Origin of the sequence: Mangrovivirga cuniculi, from assembly GCF_005166025.1 — a bacterium.
Taxonomy (GTDB): domain Bacteria; phylum Bacteroidota; class Bacteroidia; order Cytophagales; family Cyclobacteriaceae; genus Mangrovivirga; species Mangrovivirga cuniculi.
Map to the genome: position 1 here is coordinate 1,819,255 of NZ_CP028923.1, position 15,863 is coordinate 1,835,117.

Annotated in this window: 19 protein-coding genes and 1 tRNA gene; 6 read left to right on the forward strand and 14 right to left on the reverse strand. The window is 34.5% G+C overall.

Annotated features, from left to right (window positions below; all coding sequences use genetic code 11):
* Positions 1-58: 58 nt before the first annotated feature.
* The gene (hutI, locus tag DCC35_RS08110; RefSeq protein WP_137090307.1) at positions 59-1,306 is read left to right on the forward strand and encodes an imidazolonepropionase; all 1,248 of its coding nucleotides are present in this window, start codon (positions 59-61) and stop codon (positions 1,304-1,306) included.
* Positions 1,307-1,339: 33 nt separating this feature from the next.
* On the opposite strand, the gene DCC35_RS08115 is transcribed toward hutI, so the two are convergent.
* Positions 1,340-2,179 (reverse strand): OmpA family protein, encoded by an 840-nt coding sequence (locus tag DCC35_RS08115; protein WP_137090308.1) that lies wholly within the window; start codon positions 2,177-2,179, stop codon positions 1,340-1,342.
* Positions 2,180-2,255: 76 nt separating this feature from the next.
* On the opposite strand from DCC35_RS08115, the gene DCC35_RS08120 reads away from it, so the two are divergent.
* Positions 2,256-3,122 carry an SDR family oxidoreductase gene (locus DCC35_RS08120; protein WP_137090309.1) on the forward strand — a complete coding sequence of 289 codons (867 nt, stop codon included), beginning with the start codon at positions 2,256-2,258 and terminating at the stop codon, positions 3,120-3,122.
* Between the two features lie 634 nt (positions 3,123-3,756).
* On the opposite strand, the gene typA is transcribed toward DCC35_RS08120, so the two are convergent.
* The 7 genes from typA to DCC35_RS20645 form a co-directional block, all read right to left on the reverse strand.
* Entirely contained in the window at positions 3,757-5,565 is a 1,809-nt protein-coding gene (gene typA / locus DCC35_RS08125) for a translational GTPase TypA (RefSeq protein ID WP_137090310.1), read from the reverse strand.
* A gap of 105 nt (positions 5,566-5,670) precedes the next feature.
* Positions 5,671-5,838, reverse strand: a complete 168-nt coding sequence (locus DCC35_RS20620; protein ID WP_175402760.1) for a hypothetical protein — start codon at positions 5,836-5,838, stop codon at positions 5,671-5,673.
* A gap of 39 nt (positions 5,839-5,877) precedes the next feature.
* On the reverse strand, positions 5,878-6,051 hold the full coding sequence (locus DCC35_RS20625) for a hypothetical protein (RefSeq protein ID WP_175402761.1): 174 nt from the start codon (positions 6,049-6,051) through the stop codon (positions 5,878-5,880).
* Between the two features lie 38 nt (positions 6,052-6,089).
* Complete coding sequence (locus DCC35_RS20630; RefSeq protein ID WP_175402761.1) at positions 6,090-6,263, reverse strand: hypothetical protein; 174 nt, start codon at positions 6,261-6,263, stop codon at positions 6,090-6,092.
* 38 nt (positions 6,264-6,301) lie between these two features.
* A complete protein-coding gene (locus DCC35_RS20635; RefSeq protein ID WP_175402762.1) occupies positions 6,302-6,475 on the reverse strand; it encodes a hypothetical protein in 174 nt (57 codons plus the stop codon).
* Positions 6,476-6,513: 38 nt separating this feature from the next.
* A complete protein-coding gene (locus DCC35_RS20640) occupies positions 6,514-6,687 on the reverse strand; it encodes a hypothetical protein (protein ID WP_175402762.1) in 174 nt (57 codons plus the stop codon).
* Between the two features lie 38 nt (positions 6,688-6,725).
* Positions 6,726-6,899, reverse strand: coding sequence for a hypothetical protein (locus DCC35_RS20645; protein ID WP_175402763.1), 174 nt, complete (start codon positions 6,897-6,899; stop codon positions 6,726-6,728).
* Between the two features lie 602 nt (positions 6,900-7,501).
* On the opposite strand from DCC35_RS20645, the gene DCC35_RS22035 reads away from it, so the two are divergent.
* The 3 genes from DCC35_RS22035 (at position 7,502) to metG (ending at position 11,504) form a co-directional block, all read left to right on the forward strand.
* A complete protein-coding gene (locus DCC35_RS22035) occupies positions 7,502-8,056 on the forward strand; it encodes a tetratricopeptide repeat protein (RefSeq protein ID WP_394347722.1) in 555 nt (184 codons plus the stop codon).
* On the forward strand, positions 8,032-9,375 hold the full coding sequence (locus tag DCC35_RS08140; RefSeq protein WP_137090312.1) for a sensor histidine kinase: 1,344 nt from the start codon (positions 8,032-8,034) through the stop codon (positions 9,373-9,375). The genes DCC35_RS22035 and DCC35_RS08140 overlap by 25 nt, the downstream gene beginning before the upstream one ends.
* Before the next feature lie 68 nt (positions 9,376-9,443).
* Positions 9,444-11,504: a methionine--tRNA ligase gene (gene metG, locus DCC35_RS08145; RefSeq protein WP_137090313.1), complete on the forward strand. Its 2,061-nt coding sequence runs from the start codon at positions 9,444-9,446 to the stop codon at positions 11,502-11,504.
* 50 nt (positions 11,505-11,554) lie between these two features.
* On the opposite strand, the gene pth is transcribed toward metG, so the two are convergent.
* The 5 genes from pth to aroQ all read right to left on the reverse strand — a co-directional run bounded on the left by pth (position 11,555) and on the right by aroQ (position 14,455).
* Positions 11,555-12,115 (reverse strand): aminoacyl-tRNA hydrolase, encoded by a 561-nt coding sequence (gene pth, locus DCC35_RS08150; RefSeq protein WP_137090314.1) that lies wholly within the window; start codon positions 12,113-12,115, stop codon positions 11,555-11,557.
* A gap of 66 nt (positions 12,116-12,181) precedes the next feature.
* The gene (locus tag DCC35_RS08155) at positions 12,182-12,817 is read right to left on the reverse strand and encodes a 50S ribosomal protein L25/general stress protein Ctc (RefSeq protein ID WP_137090315.1); all 636 of its coding nucleotides are present in this window, start codon (positions 12,815-12,817) and stop codon (positions 12,182-12,184) included.
* Positions 12,818-12,853: 36 nt separating this feature from the next.
* Positions 12,854-13,780, reverse strand: coding sequence for a ribose-phosphate pyrophosphokinase (locus DCC35_RS08160; RefSeq protein ID WP_137090316.1), 927 nt, complete (start codon positions 13,778-13,780; stop codon positions 12,854-12,856).
* A gap of 74 nt (positions 13,781-13,854) precedes the next feature.
* Positions 13,855-13,927: transfer RNA gene (locus DCC35_RS08165), tRNA-Gln, on the reverse strand.
* Positions 13,928-14,014: 87 nt separating this feature from the next.
* A complete protein-coding gene (aroQ, locus tag DCC35_RS08170) occupies positions 14,015-14,455 on the reverse strand; it encodes a type II 3-dehydroquinate dehydratase (protein ID WP_137090317.1) in 441 nt (146 codons plus the stop codon).
* A 69-nt stretch (positions 14,456-14,524) separates the two neighbouring features.
* On the opposite strand from aroQ, the gene xerD reads away from it, so the two are divergent.
* A complete protein-coding gene (xerD, locus tag DCC35_RS08175) occupies positions 14,525-15,436 on the forward strand; it encodes a site-specific tyrosine recombinase XerD (protein ID WP_137090318.1) in 912 nt (303 codons plus the stop codon).
* Between the two features lie 2 nt (positions 15,437-15,438).
* Here xerD and DCC35_RS08180 read toward each other — a convergent pair whose 3' ends face one another.
* Complete coding sequence (locus tag DCC35_RS08180) at positions 15,439-15,861, reverse strand: hypothetical protein (RefSeq protein ID WP_137090319.1); 423 nt, start codon at positions 15,859-15,861, stop codon at positions 15,439-15,441.
* Positions 15,862-15,863: the final 2 nt, after the last annotated feature.

Here is a 15,863-nt window from a genome sequence, read left to right on the forward strand (position 1 = left end):
TTTGACATTATTGATATATAAAAAGGGACTTTCGAGTCCCTTTTTTTATTTTTACACTATGGAATTAGTAGTGAAAAACATAAAAACCTTAGCCCAGGTTGAAGAAAAAATAAGAAAAATCGTTTCTGGTGAAGAAATAAAATCTGTACCGACAATTGAGAATGCCTGGATGCATATCAAAAATGGTATAATAGAAAATTTCGGGGAGATGAAAGACTTTCCTTCAGAACTGTCAAATATAGAAGAGGTAGATGCCACAGACAGAATTGTCCTTCCTGCATGGGTTGATTCCCATACTCATTTGGTATTTGCTGGAACCAGGGAGTCAGAATTTGTTGATAAAATCAATGGGCTTAGCTATGCAGAAATAGCCCGAAGAGGAGGAGGGATTCTTAATAGTGCGAAGAGATTACAAGAAACTTCGGATGATGATTTGTTTGAGCAGACTCTTGTAAGAGCAAATCAAATTATGTCAATGGGCACAGGCACTGTTGAAATAAAAAGTGGATATGGTTTAACAGTGAAGGATGAAATCAAGATGCTTCGCGTTGCCAAACGAATAGGAGAGGAGACTCCTTTAAATGTTAAAACCACCTTTCTTGGTGCCCATGCCGTACCGAAAGGTATGAACAAAGAAGATTATCTTGACCTGGTAATAAAGGAAATGATTCCTCAGGTTGCTGAAGAAAAGCTGGCCGAATATTGTGATGTTTTTTGTGAGGAAGGATTTTTTTCTGAAGATGAGACAGAAAGAGTATTATTGGCGGCATCAGAATACGGTCTGAAACCAAAAGTACATGCTAATCAACTCAATTTCTCAGGAGGTGTTCAGGTTGGAGTTAAATGCGGTGCAATTAGTGTAGATCATCTCGAATCCAGTGGAGATGAAGAGATCGAAGTTTTAAAAGGAAGTAATACCATTCCTACTCTTTTACCGGGAGCTGCATTTTTTATTCGTACATCTTATCCCCCTGCAAGAGATATGATTGAAGCTGGTTTACCGGTATGTCTTGCGACAGATTTTAACCCGGGTAGCTCCCCAACCGGAAATATGAATTTTATGATGTCCCTGGCATGTGTTCAGATGAGGATGACGCCTGAAGAGGCAATCAATGCATCAACTATTAATGCTGCTGCGGCTCTGGAAATGTCAGAAAAGGTCGGAAGTATCGCAAAAGGAAAACAGGCAGACTTCATAATTACTAATGAAATTCCTTCCTTAGATTTTATACCCTACAATTACGCACAAAACCACATTCATAAATTATTTTTAAAAGGACAGAAAGTAATCCAAAATGAATTTTAATAAAAGAAGCCCGGTTTTAAATCGGGCTTCTTTTTATAATATCTGATAGAGTTCGTCAAGATTTGGGGTTAATATAATCTCTGTTCTCCTGTTTTTCGATCTGCCTTCTGAATTTTCGTTACTCGATACCGGGTGATATTCACCTCTTCCTGAAGCAATGACAATTTTTGGATCTATACCATTATTTATAAGCGTTCTAACTACTTCCGTAGCTCGCATTACAGATAGGTCCCAATTATCATTCATGTATTTGCTTTGAGCACTTATCGGTACATTATCTGTATGGCCTTCCACCATTATATTAATGTCTTCCTGTGTATTTATTGCTTCAGCCAATTGATTCAAAGCTTTTTTTCCTTTAGGATCTATTTCTTTACTTCCTGATTTGAACAGTAATTGCTCGGATAGTGAAACATAAACTTTACCTTCTTTAATACTTACTGTCAGATCATTTTCTTTGAAATTTAAAAGTGCCTTACTTACGATATTTTTGATTTTCTCAACAGCTGCATTTTTTTCTTCTATTAAAGTCTCTAATTCCTGAATTTTAGCAATTCTATTATTTAGGTCAGATGAAAGCTTTTCATTAACCTTGATCGCTGAATCAAGTTTATTCTCCTTGTCTACAAGTTGTCTTTCCTTATCAGACAGGCTACTGGTTAATTCTGTTTTTGTTTGTTTCAATTTAGATCGAAGTGAATCATTCCGCGATTCTAAATATTCATTTTTTTTGATTAAAGCCTTTTTATAATCTTTTAATGCAGCATTTTCTGCAAATAGTCTGGAATTTTCAACCAAAGCCTCATCATGTCTTTTTTTAGATACTACGCAACTGGAAAGCATGATGAATATCAAAAAGTAATATATTTTCATAGGTATTAAAGTTGGTTTGATTTTGTATATTGAGCGCAATTAAAACCAAAATATCGTCAATAAACCATCAAAAACAATGAAATATACCGAAGGAATGTTAAAAGAGGATGCTCTAAAAGGAAAAACTATTGTAGTTACAGGTGGAGGAACTGGTCTGGGAAGATCAATGGGAAAATATTTCCTAGAGTTAGGAGCTAATCTTGTGATTACCAGTAGAAAATTAGATGTTCTTAAAGAATCAGCTAAAGAACTGGAAGATGAAACCGGTGGTAAGGTTCTTCCCCTTTCATGTGATATCAGAGATTACGAACAAATTGAAAAAGTAATTAATGATACATTAGATCATTTTGGTAAGATAGATGGCTTTTTAAATAATGCTGCAGGTAATTTTATTTCTCCAACAGAAAGGCTTTCTCACCGTGCATTTGATACGGTAGTTGATATAGTTTTAAAAGGAACATACAATTGTACTTTGGCGATGGGAAAAAAATGGATAGATAATGAAGAGCCAGGAGTATTTTTGAATATAGTTACTACCTATGCCTGGACGGGTACTGGTTATACAGTTCCATCGGCATGTGCGAAAGCTGGAGTTTTAGCACTTACCAGATCGTTGGCAGTTGAATGGTCCAAATATAATATCAGAACAAATGCAATAGCTCCTGGACCTTTTCCTACAAAAGGAGCATGGGAAAGACTACTACCTGGTGATCTTGCTGAAAAGTTTAGTATGAAAAATAAAGTTCCTGTAGGAAGACATGGCGAACATCAGGAATTAGCAAATCTTGCTGCTTATTTAATGTCTGATTATTCTGCTTACGTAAATGGCGATGTTATTACTATTGATGGTGGTGAATGGTTAAAAGGTGCCGGGCAGTTTAATATGCTGGAAGAAGTAACTCCTGAAATGTGGGATATGCTTGAACAAATGAGGAAAAAGTAATTAGACTAATAATACTTTTATACAAGTAAGGGTCGCATGTCGGCCCTTTTTTAATTTTTAATTTCTAATGAATAAAACCTTACACTGTATAATTTTTTTTCTATCTCGATAAAAAAATAATTATTGAGATGATAAATAATATCTTTATCTGAATATTTTTCAATTATTCAATCTATCTGCTCATCTTGGTTTTGTACAATGTTATTAAGTTTTATTGCTAATATTGTTAAGCACTATTAATGTTTTGCGAACATATAATTAGCAAGTAAGCTTTATTTTAAGGTTAATAATTATTTTTCTGTAAATGAGTCGGTTAGGGGATGTGTGTGATAATTACAATTATTTAATAGGTCTAAAATTCATATAAATACTTGAAAATATTCAATAAAAACTTTCAAATAGTACATTAGGTCAGGACTAACTTATAACCTAGAATAATTATATTGCGTTAATAATATTAGACAGGGAGAACAATAAAAGATTGTTAATCACTGTTTTATAATTAGGAAATAAATAGTGTTTATTATTTGGTTTAAGAAAACAATCAAGTGTTGAGTCACTTGAAATTGTTGATCGTGTGTAGTGGTAAAAAAAGCTGTCCTCCTGGACAGCTTTTTATTTTTATACTTACTCTTTATTGATCTTGTTTTTGATTCATCCGTTTTCTTTCGGTTTCATCAAGATAGATCTTTCGCATTCTCATATTTTCAGGAGTCACTTCAAGATATTCATCCTTTTGAATATATTCTAATGCTTCTTCAAGGCTAAATTTTTTCGGAGGTGCAATTTTTACACTTTCATCCGATCCTGAAGCTCTCACGTTACTTAATTTCTTTCCTTTTTGAACATTTACTACCAGGTCGTTATCACGTGAATGCTCTCCAATTACCTGTCCGGCATATAGTTCATCACCAGGAGCAATAAAAAATGTTCCTCTATCCTGTAACTTATCTATAGAATATGCTGTACATGGCCCGGCATCCATACTGATGATCGATCCGTTGATTCTACCGGGGATTGGACCTTTAAAAGGTTCATATCCTTTATATCGGTGAGTCATTATAGCTTCACCAGCAGTGGCAGTTAAGACCTGATTTCTAAGACCAATCAATCCTCTTGATGGTATGATGAATTCTAAATGTTGTAAATCTCCTTTAGGCTCCATTACTACTAACTCACCTTTTCTTTGAGTTGCAAGTTCAATTACTTTGCCTGAAGTAGTTTCTGGTACGTCAACAACTAATGATTCAATTGGTTCGTGCTTAACACCATCTATTTCTTTGTAAAGTACCTGTGGTTGTCCAACCTGAAGTTCATAACCTTCTCTTCTCATAGTTTCAATGAGTACAGATAAATGAAGAACTCCACGACCATAAACAATGAATTTATCTTCGCTTTCAGTTTCCTGAATTCTTAAAGCAAGGTTCTTTTCAGTTTCTTTAAAAAGCCTGTCTCTAAGGTGCCTTGAAGTAACGAACTTACCTTCTTTACCAAAGAAAGGAGAGTTGTTAATTGTAAATAACATACTCATGGTAGGTTCATCGATAGCAATCCGTGGTAGTGGTTCAGGATTTTCAATATCAGTTAACGTATCTCCAATATCAAAGCCTTCAATACCTACTAATGCACAAATATCTCCGCTTTCAACTCTCTCGGTTTTTTGTCTTCCCAGACCTTCGAAAACCTGAATTTCTTTGACTTTTACTTTCTTTACAGAACCATCTTTTTTGCAAAGACCGTATTGTTTGCCTTCCTCAATCATTCCACGGTAGATTCTACCAATTGCAATTCTACCAGTAAACGAACTGAAGTCCAAAGATGTAATTTGCATTTGAGGAGTACCTTCGTTTTTTGGTGCTGGTGGAATAAATTCCAATATTGCATCTAATAACGGGGTTATCTCATTTGTTGGCTTTTTCCAGTCAGTACTCATCCAGCCTTCTTTTGAAGACCCGTAAATGGTAGGAAAGTCTAACTGCTCCTCAGTTGCATCAAGATTGAACATCAGATCAAAAACCTGCTCATGAACTTCATCCGGACGGCAGTTCGGTTTATCAACCTTATTTATTACCACAATTGGCTTCAAGCCTAATTTGATCGCTTTATCTAATACGAATCTTGTTTGAGGCATAGGTCCCTCAAAAGCATCGACTAAAAGTAAAACACCATCAGCCATTTTCAATACTCTCTCTACCTCACCACCAAAATCGGCGTGACCTGGAGTATCAATGATATTTATTTTTACGTCCTTATACTTAACAGATACATTTTTGGAAAGAATAGTAATCCCTCGTTCTCTTTCCAAATCATTATTGTCAAGAATCAGTTCTCCTGACTCTTCGTTATCGCGAAATAATTTACTCGCATAAATAATTTTGTCAACCAATGTAGTTTTACCGTGGTCAACGTGGGCAATGATCGCCACATTTCTAATTTCCTGCATATGCCATTTAATTTGGGCGCAAAATTACACAAACAGATCGTATAAAACAGGTTATTATCTGTTAATTAATTGTGACCAAAATTAATCTGGCTTTCAGGACGTTAATTATCTGAAGTCTGTTTCTATTCTGTCTGTCGCCAGATTAGTTGTAACTACCTCTGTTTCTACTTTAATTTCCTTATTTATTTGATTTTCCTGATCGTTATTTAAAGTAAATGCAGTGATTGAGATAATAACTCCTGCGCCTGATAATATTGCTAATAACTTTTTCATGACTATTAAAAGTTTGAATGTTTAAAATGATTAAATGGATTATCCTCTGATGTCTTCACCGCGTTTGATTACTTCACCTCTGATATCTTCACCACGCTTGATAGTTTCAGCTTTTTCATCTTCTGGTAATTGAGGTTCAACGGTTTCAGTTTCACAAGCAAATGTGAAAGAGATAATAGCTGCGATTGCAAAAGTTTTGTAGAGATTTTTCATAGCGTTAAAAGTTTGAATGTTTAAAATGATTAAATGGATTATCCTCTGATGTCCTCACCGCGTTTGATTACTTCTCCTCTGATATCTTCACCACGCTTGATAGTTTCAGCTTTTTCATCTTCTGGTAATTGAGGTTCAACGGTTTCAGTTTCACAAGCAAATGTGAAAGAGATAATAGCTGCGATTGCAAAAGTTTTGTAGAGATTTTTCATAGCGTTAAAAGTTTGAATGTTTAAAATGATTAAATGGATTATCCTCTGATGTCTTCACCGCGTTTGATTACTTCACCTCTGATATCTTCACCACGCTTGATAGTTTCAGCTTTTTCATCATCTGGTAATTGAGGTTCAACGGTTTCAGTTTCACAAGCAAATGTGAAAGAGATAATAGCTGCGATTGCAAAAGTTTTGTAGAGATTTTTCATAGCGTTAAAAGTTTGAATGTTTAAAATGATTAAATGGATTATCCTCTGATGTCTTCACCGCGTTTGATTACTTCACCTCTGATATCTTCACCACGCTTGATAGTTTCAGCTTTTTCATCATCTGGTAATTGAGGTTCAACGGTTTCAGTTTCACAAGCAAATGTGAAAGAGATAATAGCTGCGATTGCAAAAGTTTTGTAGAGATTTTTCATAGCGTTAAAAGTTTGAATGTTTAAAATGATTAAATGGATTATCCTCTGATGTCTTCACCGCGTTTGATTACTTCACCTCTGATATCTTCACCACGCTTGATAGTTTCAGCTTTTTCATCTTCTGGTAATTGAGGTTCAACGGTTTCAGTTTCACAAGCAAATGTGAAAGAGATAATAGCTGCGATTACAAAAGTTTTGTAGAGATTTTTCATAGCATTTGTCATTATTATTAGTTTTATATGTTTTATTAACTTTTAGAAGTTTTTTATTTAAAAAACTTGATTTTTTTTATTTAGAAATATTAATGCAAATTCATATATTCACGAATACATTCGAATGCACTACGAATTTTTTAACAATTAAATAATTGAATATTTGCATTTAGAAAAAAGCAAATCTTAGGTAGGAGCTCCTGATTTAATTATTCCAACACTTAGAAAAATTAAAATCTAAAGCGAATATATAAGATAATATTTAAAATGTAAATATTATTATATTATTATAAGGTGTTAAAAATGAGATTGTTGTATTCTTACAAATAGATATAGTTTTTTTTATATTATATGAGGAATAATTTATATAAATTCAATTTTTTTTAATTACTTTTTGCATTTATCTTATATGTTTTTTCAAAGGATTTTCTCAAGAGAATAATACGGGATTAGAAAATACAAACGATAGAATCCAAGAATTAAAAGATATATTAAGCCATTCATCGACAGAAGAAAGAATTAAAGTCCTTTATGATTTAGGATATGAATATTGGGGTATTAGTTTTGATTCTGCTCTTTACTATGATTTTCAAGCTTTAGAAATTGCAGAAAATTTAAATGATAAAGAATGGGAGGCTAAAGTATTAAATGATATTGCTCTTGTTTACAAAAAGAAAGGATCATTTAAATTATCCTTAGAATATGCTAAAAAGGCATTAGAAGTCGCACAGGAAAATAATAATTCATATCAAGTACGAAGTTATTTAAATAATCTGGCAAATCTCTATAGACGATTTGGAGATTATGAAGCTTCTCTGGAATATCATTTTAAGGCTCTCGTTATGATGGAAGAGTTGAATGATTCTGTGGGAATAGCTATATCAAATGGTAATATTGGCTTGGTTTATGATGAAATAAAAGATAACCAGACTGCTTTAGAGTACTATCAGAAGGCATTGAAAATTAATAAATCATTAAATAGATACGAAGGTATTATTATTAATTTAAATAACATTGGGCATATCTATATTGATTTAGAGCAAAGTTCAAAGGCAAAAAACTATTTTTTGAATCAGAAAAATTGTCTCGTTTACAAGGAGATTCAGCTAACATATCCTATAGCTATATCGGCTTGGCTCAAGTTTATAATAACTTAGAACAATATGATAGCTCAGAATACTATGTTGATTTAGCATATATTACTGAAAGAGCTACCGATGATAGGTTATTAATGCCGAGTGTTTTAAGGGTAAAAGCAGAAGTTGAAATGAATACCGGCTATTTAGATTCTGCATCAATTTACCTTGATTCAGTTTTATATTACTCTAAAGAATTAAATGTAGAACAAGAATTACTTTCTGTTTATAAGCTTAAAGGTCAGGTTTATGAACTACTTGGTGAATATAAAAATGCCCTTAAATATCAGGTGAAGCACGATAGTATCAGAGAAAAAATATTAGGTGAAGACGTATATAATAAAATAGCACGCGTTCAAAAAGATTACCTGGAAGAGCAAAAGCAAAGTGAAATCTCTGTTAGAGATCAAAAAATCAAACAGAATCGCTTGTTTATCATTCTCTTAGTGGCAATAGTATTAATATTGGTACTCTCTGCTATTATCATTTATATTAGCAAAGTCAGAATGGCTAAGATTAATAAGCAGCTAGAAGAAGCAAATCTTAAAGTTGAAGCAGCAAAAAATACTATTGAACAACAAAATCAACAATTAAGTAATGTCAATGCCTTTCAGGAAGAAATGATTAAAGAAAGGACTAAAGAATTACAAAAAGCAAATAAAGACCTTACTGATACTAATAAAGAACTTGACCTGTTTATTTACAAAGCCTCTCATGATCTTCGGGGTCCTTTAGCCAGAATTAACGGTTTAAGTTATCTCGGACTGCTGGAAGCTCCTGAAAAAACGTCTAAAAATTATTTCCAAATGGTCTCAGATGAGACTAAAGAATTGGAGTTTGTATTAAGTCGCCTTATGGTTATCCATACCATTTATAAGCACAAACTAAAAAAAGACAGTGTTTACCTGGAGACTCTTGTAAGAGAAACTGTCACCAAACTGACAGAGACTAATAAAAATATTGATATCGTCTATGATTTTGAAGTTGAAAAAGGAACTGTCTGGAATAGAGATGAACATCTCTTAAGACTTATACTGGAAAATATGCTTGAAAACACCCTGAACTATAAAGGGGATGAATTATTGAAGGTATGTATGAAAATCTCAAATTCAGCTGAAAATGTAATTAGAATTACAGTATTAGATAATGGTATTCAGGTTCCTGAAAGATATAGGGAAGATATATTCGACATGTTCTTTAGAGTTGCTCCAATAGCTTATAAAACCGGTCTGGAGCTAAATATTGCTAAAAAAGCAACATTGAGATTGGGAGGCGAAATAACTTATCATCCGGAAAATTCCGGTAACACATTTAATATAATTTTACCTAGCTCGGAGTGATCCGGAAAATCATATATTAAGGAGTATAATTCTCATAAAAAGTTATCTTTGCAGTCAAAGAAAACAATATGAGTAATTCACCTAAAAGATATACAGTAACTTCAGCTTTAACCTACGCTAATGGCCCCATTCACATCGGACATCTGGCCGGAGTTTTTGTGCCCTCAGATATTTATGTCAGATACCTGCGACTGGCAGGAAATGATGTTCATTACCTGGGAGGAAGTGATGAACACGGGGTTCCGATTACAATAAGGGCAAAAAAGGAAGGTAAAACACCTCAGGAAGTTGTGGACAAATATCATAAAATGATCGAAGATTCTTTGAGATCATTTGGTATTAGCTTCGATGTATATTCCAGGACAAGTAGTAAAACTCATCATAAAACAGCCTCTGATTTTTTCAAAAAATTGTACGAAGATGGAAAGTTCGTAGAACAAACTTCTGAACAATATTTTGATGAAAAGGAACAACAGTTTTTATCAGACAGATATATAGTAGGTACTTGTCCTAAATGTGGCAATGAAAATGCATATGGAGATCAGTGTGAAAAGTGCGGCTCCAGCCTGAGTCCAAATGAATTAATAGAACCTCGTTCAACTCTAACTGGTGAAAAACCGGTTCTTAAAGAAACTAAACACTGGTATCTTCCTTTAGATCAGTACGAACCATGGTTAAAAGAATGGATATTAGAAGGCCACAAGGAATGGAAACCAAATGTTTATGGTCAATGTAAAAGCTGGATTGAAGGCGGACTACAGCCGAGAGCGGTAACCAGAGATCTCGATTGGGGTATTCCTGTCCCGGTTGAAGGTGCAGAAGGTAAGGTATTATATGTCTGGTTTGATGCCCCGATCGGTTACATTAGTGCATCAAAAGAATGGTCGCAAAACACCGGGAATGACTGGGAAGATTACTGGAAAAACGATGATACTAAGCTAGTTCATTTCATCGGAAAGGATAATATAGTTTTTCATTGTATTATTTTTCCTTCAATGTTAAAAGCTCATGGCGAGTTTGTATTACCTGAAAATGTTCCAGCTAATGAATTCTTGAATCTTGAAGGAGATAAAATCAGTACTTCGAGAAACTGGGCAATATGGCTTCATGAATATTTAGAGGAGTTTAAAGGTAAAGAGGATGTCTTGAGATATGTTATTTGTGCGAATGCTCCTGAAACTAAGGATAATAACTTCACCTGGAAGGATTTCCAAACTCGTAACAATAGTGAATTAGTTGCCATACTTGGGAATTTTATCAACAGGGCAGCAGTTCTTACTCAAAAGTATTATGACGGCGTAGTTCCTGAGAGGGGAGAACTATCGGATTTTGATAAGGAAGTTTTGAATGATTTGAAAAATATACCTTCTCAAATTGGCACTCTGATAGAGGGGTATAAATTCAGAGAAGCATCTCAAAGATTAATGGATCTGGCCAGACTGGGAAATAAATATCTTGCTGATACAGAACCATGGAAACTGATTAAAGAAGATGAGGAGAGGGTTAAAACCATTATGAATATCGGTTTGCAAATTTCAGCTTCACTTGCTGTAGTTATGGAACCTTTCCTGCCATTCTCTGCCGAAAAGCTTAATGAGATTTTAAATATAGAATCTGGTAAATTCACCTGGCAAAATGCCGGTGAAGATGATTTTCTAAAAGCCGGGCATAAAATCAATAAACCAACTTTATTATTTGATAAAATAGAAGATAAAACGATCGAAGAACAAATGGCTAAACTTGAATCAATCAGAGAGGAAAACGAAAAGGAAAACCAAGAGACTGAGGTAGCCCCACTTAAACCTGAAATTGTTTTTGATGATTTTATAAAGCTGGATATCAGGATTGGAACAGTTACTGAAGCTGAAAAAATGCCTAAGTCTAAAAAGCTTTTAAAATTAACTATCGATACCGGTGTTGATACCAGGGTAGTTCTTTCTGGTATAGCTCAGCATTTTTCGCCAGAAGAGGTTGTAGGTAAGCAGGTATGTATATTAGCTAATCTGGCGCCACGAAAAATGATGGGTATCGAATCTAATGGAATGGTTTTAATGGCTGAAGATTCGGAAGGGAATCTGAGATTTATTCAGCCCGGAGAAAAAGTAAATCCAGGAAGTATTGTGAGCTGATAAATCGAGTATTACTAGAGATAAAAAGGGGCCATTTTTTGGCCCTTTTTTTAATTATTGAATTCACTCATTGTAAGGTTTATTCCTTTTGTTCCAAAGCTAAGAACCATATCACATGCTTTATTTATTAAGAATGGAAGCTCTTCTTTTTCTTCTTTACTAAACTCGCCTAATACAAAGTCAACTTGTCTCCCTTTCGGGAAATCACTTCCAATACCAAATCTTAATCGTGGATAATTACTACCACCACATAGCTGTTCTATATTTTTGAGTCCATTATGGCCGGCAGAAGATCCTTTACCACGCATTCTTAATTTTCCAAAAGGGAGGGCCAGGTCATCAACGATTACCAGCAGTCTTTCATAGGAAATGTTTTCCTTTTGCATCCAGTATTTAACTGCTTTACCACTCAGGTTCATATAAGTGGTAGGCTTTATCAGAATGAAAGTTCTGCTTTTGTGTTTGAATTCAGTTTTAAAAGATTGCTTATCAAGAGAAAATTCGACATTGTTCTTTTTTGCAAGCTCATCAGCCACAATGAAACCAATATTATGTCTTGTAGCTTCATATTCAGGGCCGATATTTCCCAATCCGACAATTAAATATTTCATATTACTTTTTGATATAAAAAAAGGCTGCTAAAAAAGCAGCCTTTAAATATAAATAAATTAGAAATTTTATGCTTCTGCACCTTCAGTACCTTCTGCATCTTCAGCACCTTCTTCTCCTTCCATATCCTCATCAAGTTCATCCTTAGATTTACCTCTAAGTGCTCTTGGGATCTCAACTACCGCTACTGATAATCTGTCAGCATCCATGATCTCAAAGTTTTCAGTTTCAATGTGCTGAACTTTTATTGAACTATGGAAATCCAGATCACTGATATCAACAGTGATATGCTCTGGCATATTTTTAGGAAGAGCTTTAACTCTTAGTAGTCTTCTTTTCTTAACAAGAGTACCACCTTTTTCTACACCTGGAGCTTTACCTTCAAAGTGAACAGGGATATCCATTTTAATTGGTCTTCCTTCATGGATTTCAAAGAAATCAGCATGTAGAATAATGTCACTTACCGGGTGGAATTGAATATCTTGTAAAATAGCTCTGTATTCTTTTCCTTCAACATTAATGTGGGCAAAGTGGGCTTCAGCAGTGTAAACCAGCTCTCTGAATAAATAAGCAGGAGCGTAGAAATGAACTTGCTCATCACCACCATAAAGAACGCAAGGTACGTTTCCTTCTACTCTAAGGTCTCTTGCTTCTTTTTTGCCGAGATTTGCTCTTTTATACCCTATAATCTCAACTGTTTTCATAATTTTTATTTGTTAAATTTTAAAATGTGCGCAAAGTTAAATAAAAAGTGAACTAATTGACTCATGATCGTGAATTTTTCTTATCGCCTTTGCAAAAAGATCTGATACAGTGAGCACTTTTATCTTTTCACTTTCCTTTTTTAACGGTATAGTGTCTGTTACTACCATTTCTTCCAGAACACTGTTTTCAATGTTTTCATATGCTTTGCCACTCAAAACAGGGTGAGTAATTACTGCTCTGACAGATTTGGCTCCTTTTTCCTTTAAGATACTAGCGGCTTTACAGATTGTTCCTGCAGTGTCGACAATATCATCTACCAGGATTACGTCAGCATCTTTGACATTACCAATTACCTGCATACTGGCAATTTCGTTTGCTCGTTTTCTGTGCTTGTCACATATTACCATCTCAGCATTAAAATGTTGAGCGTATCTTCTTGCTCTTCCGGTACTACCTACATCCGGTGCAGCGAAAACTACGTTTTCAAGCTTTAGACTTCTTAGATAAGGCACAAAAATTGATGAAGCATCCAGGTGATCAAGAGGGATATCAAAAAATCCCTGGATTTGCCCAGCGTGTAAATCACATGTCATAATCCTGTCTGCACCTGCTGCTGTTAAAAGGTTAGCCATAAGCTTAGCTCCAACACCCACTCTTGGCTTGTCCTTTCTGTCTTGACGAGCATAACCAAAATATGGCATAACAACTGTCACGTATTTAGCGCTTGCCCTTCTTGCTGCATCAATCATTAAAAGTAACTCCATAATGTTGTCTGATGGAGGAGAAGTAGATTGGATTAGAAAAACATCACAACCTCTTACACTTTCGTTAAAAGATGCTGATATTTCCCCGTCGCTAAATTTTTGATGAGAAATAGATCCTAATGGCTTACCGTAAAAATGAGAAATTTTTTCGGATAATTCTGCGGATCCTGATCCGGAAAAGAATTTTACTGAAGACATGTTTTTAGGGCGGTCTGATTTTTTACAATAAATAAAAAATCCCGAAAAAAAGATATTTTTCCGGGATTTTTTTGTTGCCCGACTAGGGCTCGAACCTAGACTCTTCTGGACCAAAACCAGACGTGTTGCCAGTTACACCATCGGGCAGTTTGTTTTTCCCATCGTTTTGGGATGACAAAAGTAGAAAGGATTTTTAAAATCCCCAACTTTGCAATGAAAAAAAATTAATTTTTTTTACTGTTGATTTATAAGTTTTTGATTTACAAAATATTGTATCGCCAGCGAATAACCTTCGAGTCCAAGACCTGAGATCATTCCTATACATTCTTTACTGATAATGCTTTTGTGTCTGAAGCTTTCTCTTTTATAAATATTACTAATGTGAACTTCCATCACCGGAACATTTACACCGGCTATGGCATCAGATATGGCAACACTGGTATGAGTATATCCTCCGGCATTTAGAATGATAGCAGTATCGGCATCGAATCCAACTTGGTGGATCTTATTTATTATTTCTCCCTCAATATTCGATTGATAATATTCAAGTTTTTCGTCCGGATATTTTTCCTGTAATTTTTTATAATATGATTCAAACCCTTCATTACCATATATTTCTGGCTCTCTTTTTCCTAATAAATTAAGGTTTGGGCCGTTAATAATTATAATATTCATACCGGTATTTTTTCGCAAACTAACATATACATTGTATAATTCGAATTATTTGGTTCATTTTTGAATTACATGAATTGGGGTCAGCTAATTAAATCGTTTTGTACATACCTTAAACTTGAAAGGGGAGTAGCAGAAAATACTATTCAGGCTTATCATAGGGATGTTCGCAATTTATCTGTTTTTTCCCAGGATAGATCCTTAAAAGTTGGTGATATTAAACTAAAGGATCTGGAGGAGTTTACTAATGAACTGGCAAGCCTGGGTTATTCTCCTTATTCTCAAGCCAGAATGATATCCGGAATAAAATCCTTTTTTAATTTCCTGATAGTTGAAAAAATACTGGAAATTGATCCCTCTCAGTTATTAGAAGTACCACGAATTCCCAGAAAGCTTCCCGATGTCCTGGAAGTCCATGAGATAGATGAAATTCTCAACTCTATTCCATTAAATACTTTTGATGGAGCAAGATCAAGAGCTTTGATAGAACTACTATATGGGAGTGGCTTGAGGGTAAGTGAAGCAGTGGGCTTAAAACTGAGTGATATTTTTATGGAACCTGGGTTTCTGCGAATTATTGGTAAAGGAAATAAGGAAAGATTAGTTCCTCTTGGGTCTTCAGCTAAAAAACATATTAAGATTTATATTGAAGAATGGAGGAACGAATTAATAGATAAAAATAAAGTTAAAATAGAAGCAGCAGATGCTTTATTTCTTAATCAAAGGGGAGGGAAACTATCCAGAATATCAGCTTTTACTAAGGTAAGAGAACTGGCGAAGAATGTAGGAATTAAAAAAGTTGTTAGTCCTCATACCTTCAGACATTCTTTTGCAACTCATTTGATTGAAGGAGGTGCCGATCTTCGGGCTGTACAGGAAATGCTCGGACACAGATCTATTACAACCACTGAAATCTACACACATATTGACAGGGACTATCTGCAACAAGTTATCAATGATTTTTTACCCGGCCGCGATAAGTAGCTTTAGCTTGCTCTTAAGTACTTTACCGTAAGTTGTTTAATGAAAGACAGGTCTGTTTGTACATTTAGCTTCTCGAGGGAAAGGGTTTTCCACTTTTCAAATTTAGCTTTTACTAAACTTTGGCTTTCATCCCGGGAAACGTCTTTAATTATTTTTAATATTTTCGGACTAAATCCGAGATTTTTCAGGGCCTGAATAGTTTTTTCATAACCAGGATCTTCACTTTTTTCTGTGATTAATTTTGCAAAATTATTATAGAAAGCAGCAAGAACTACTTCATCATCCTGGCCATCTTCTACTGCCAGAATTGCTAATTGATAGCTATAATCCATCTCTGAAATAGAGTTTTGAAGCTGTAATTTGCTTCCTTTTGAACGGTAGAGCCTCATTAATCTTTCTGCTGTATTTACAGGAATATCAATCATTA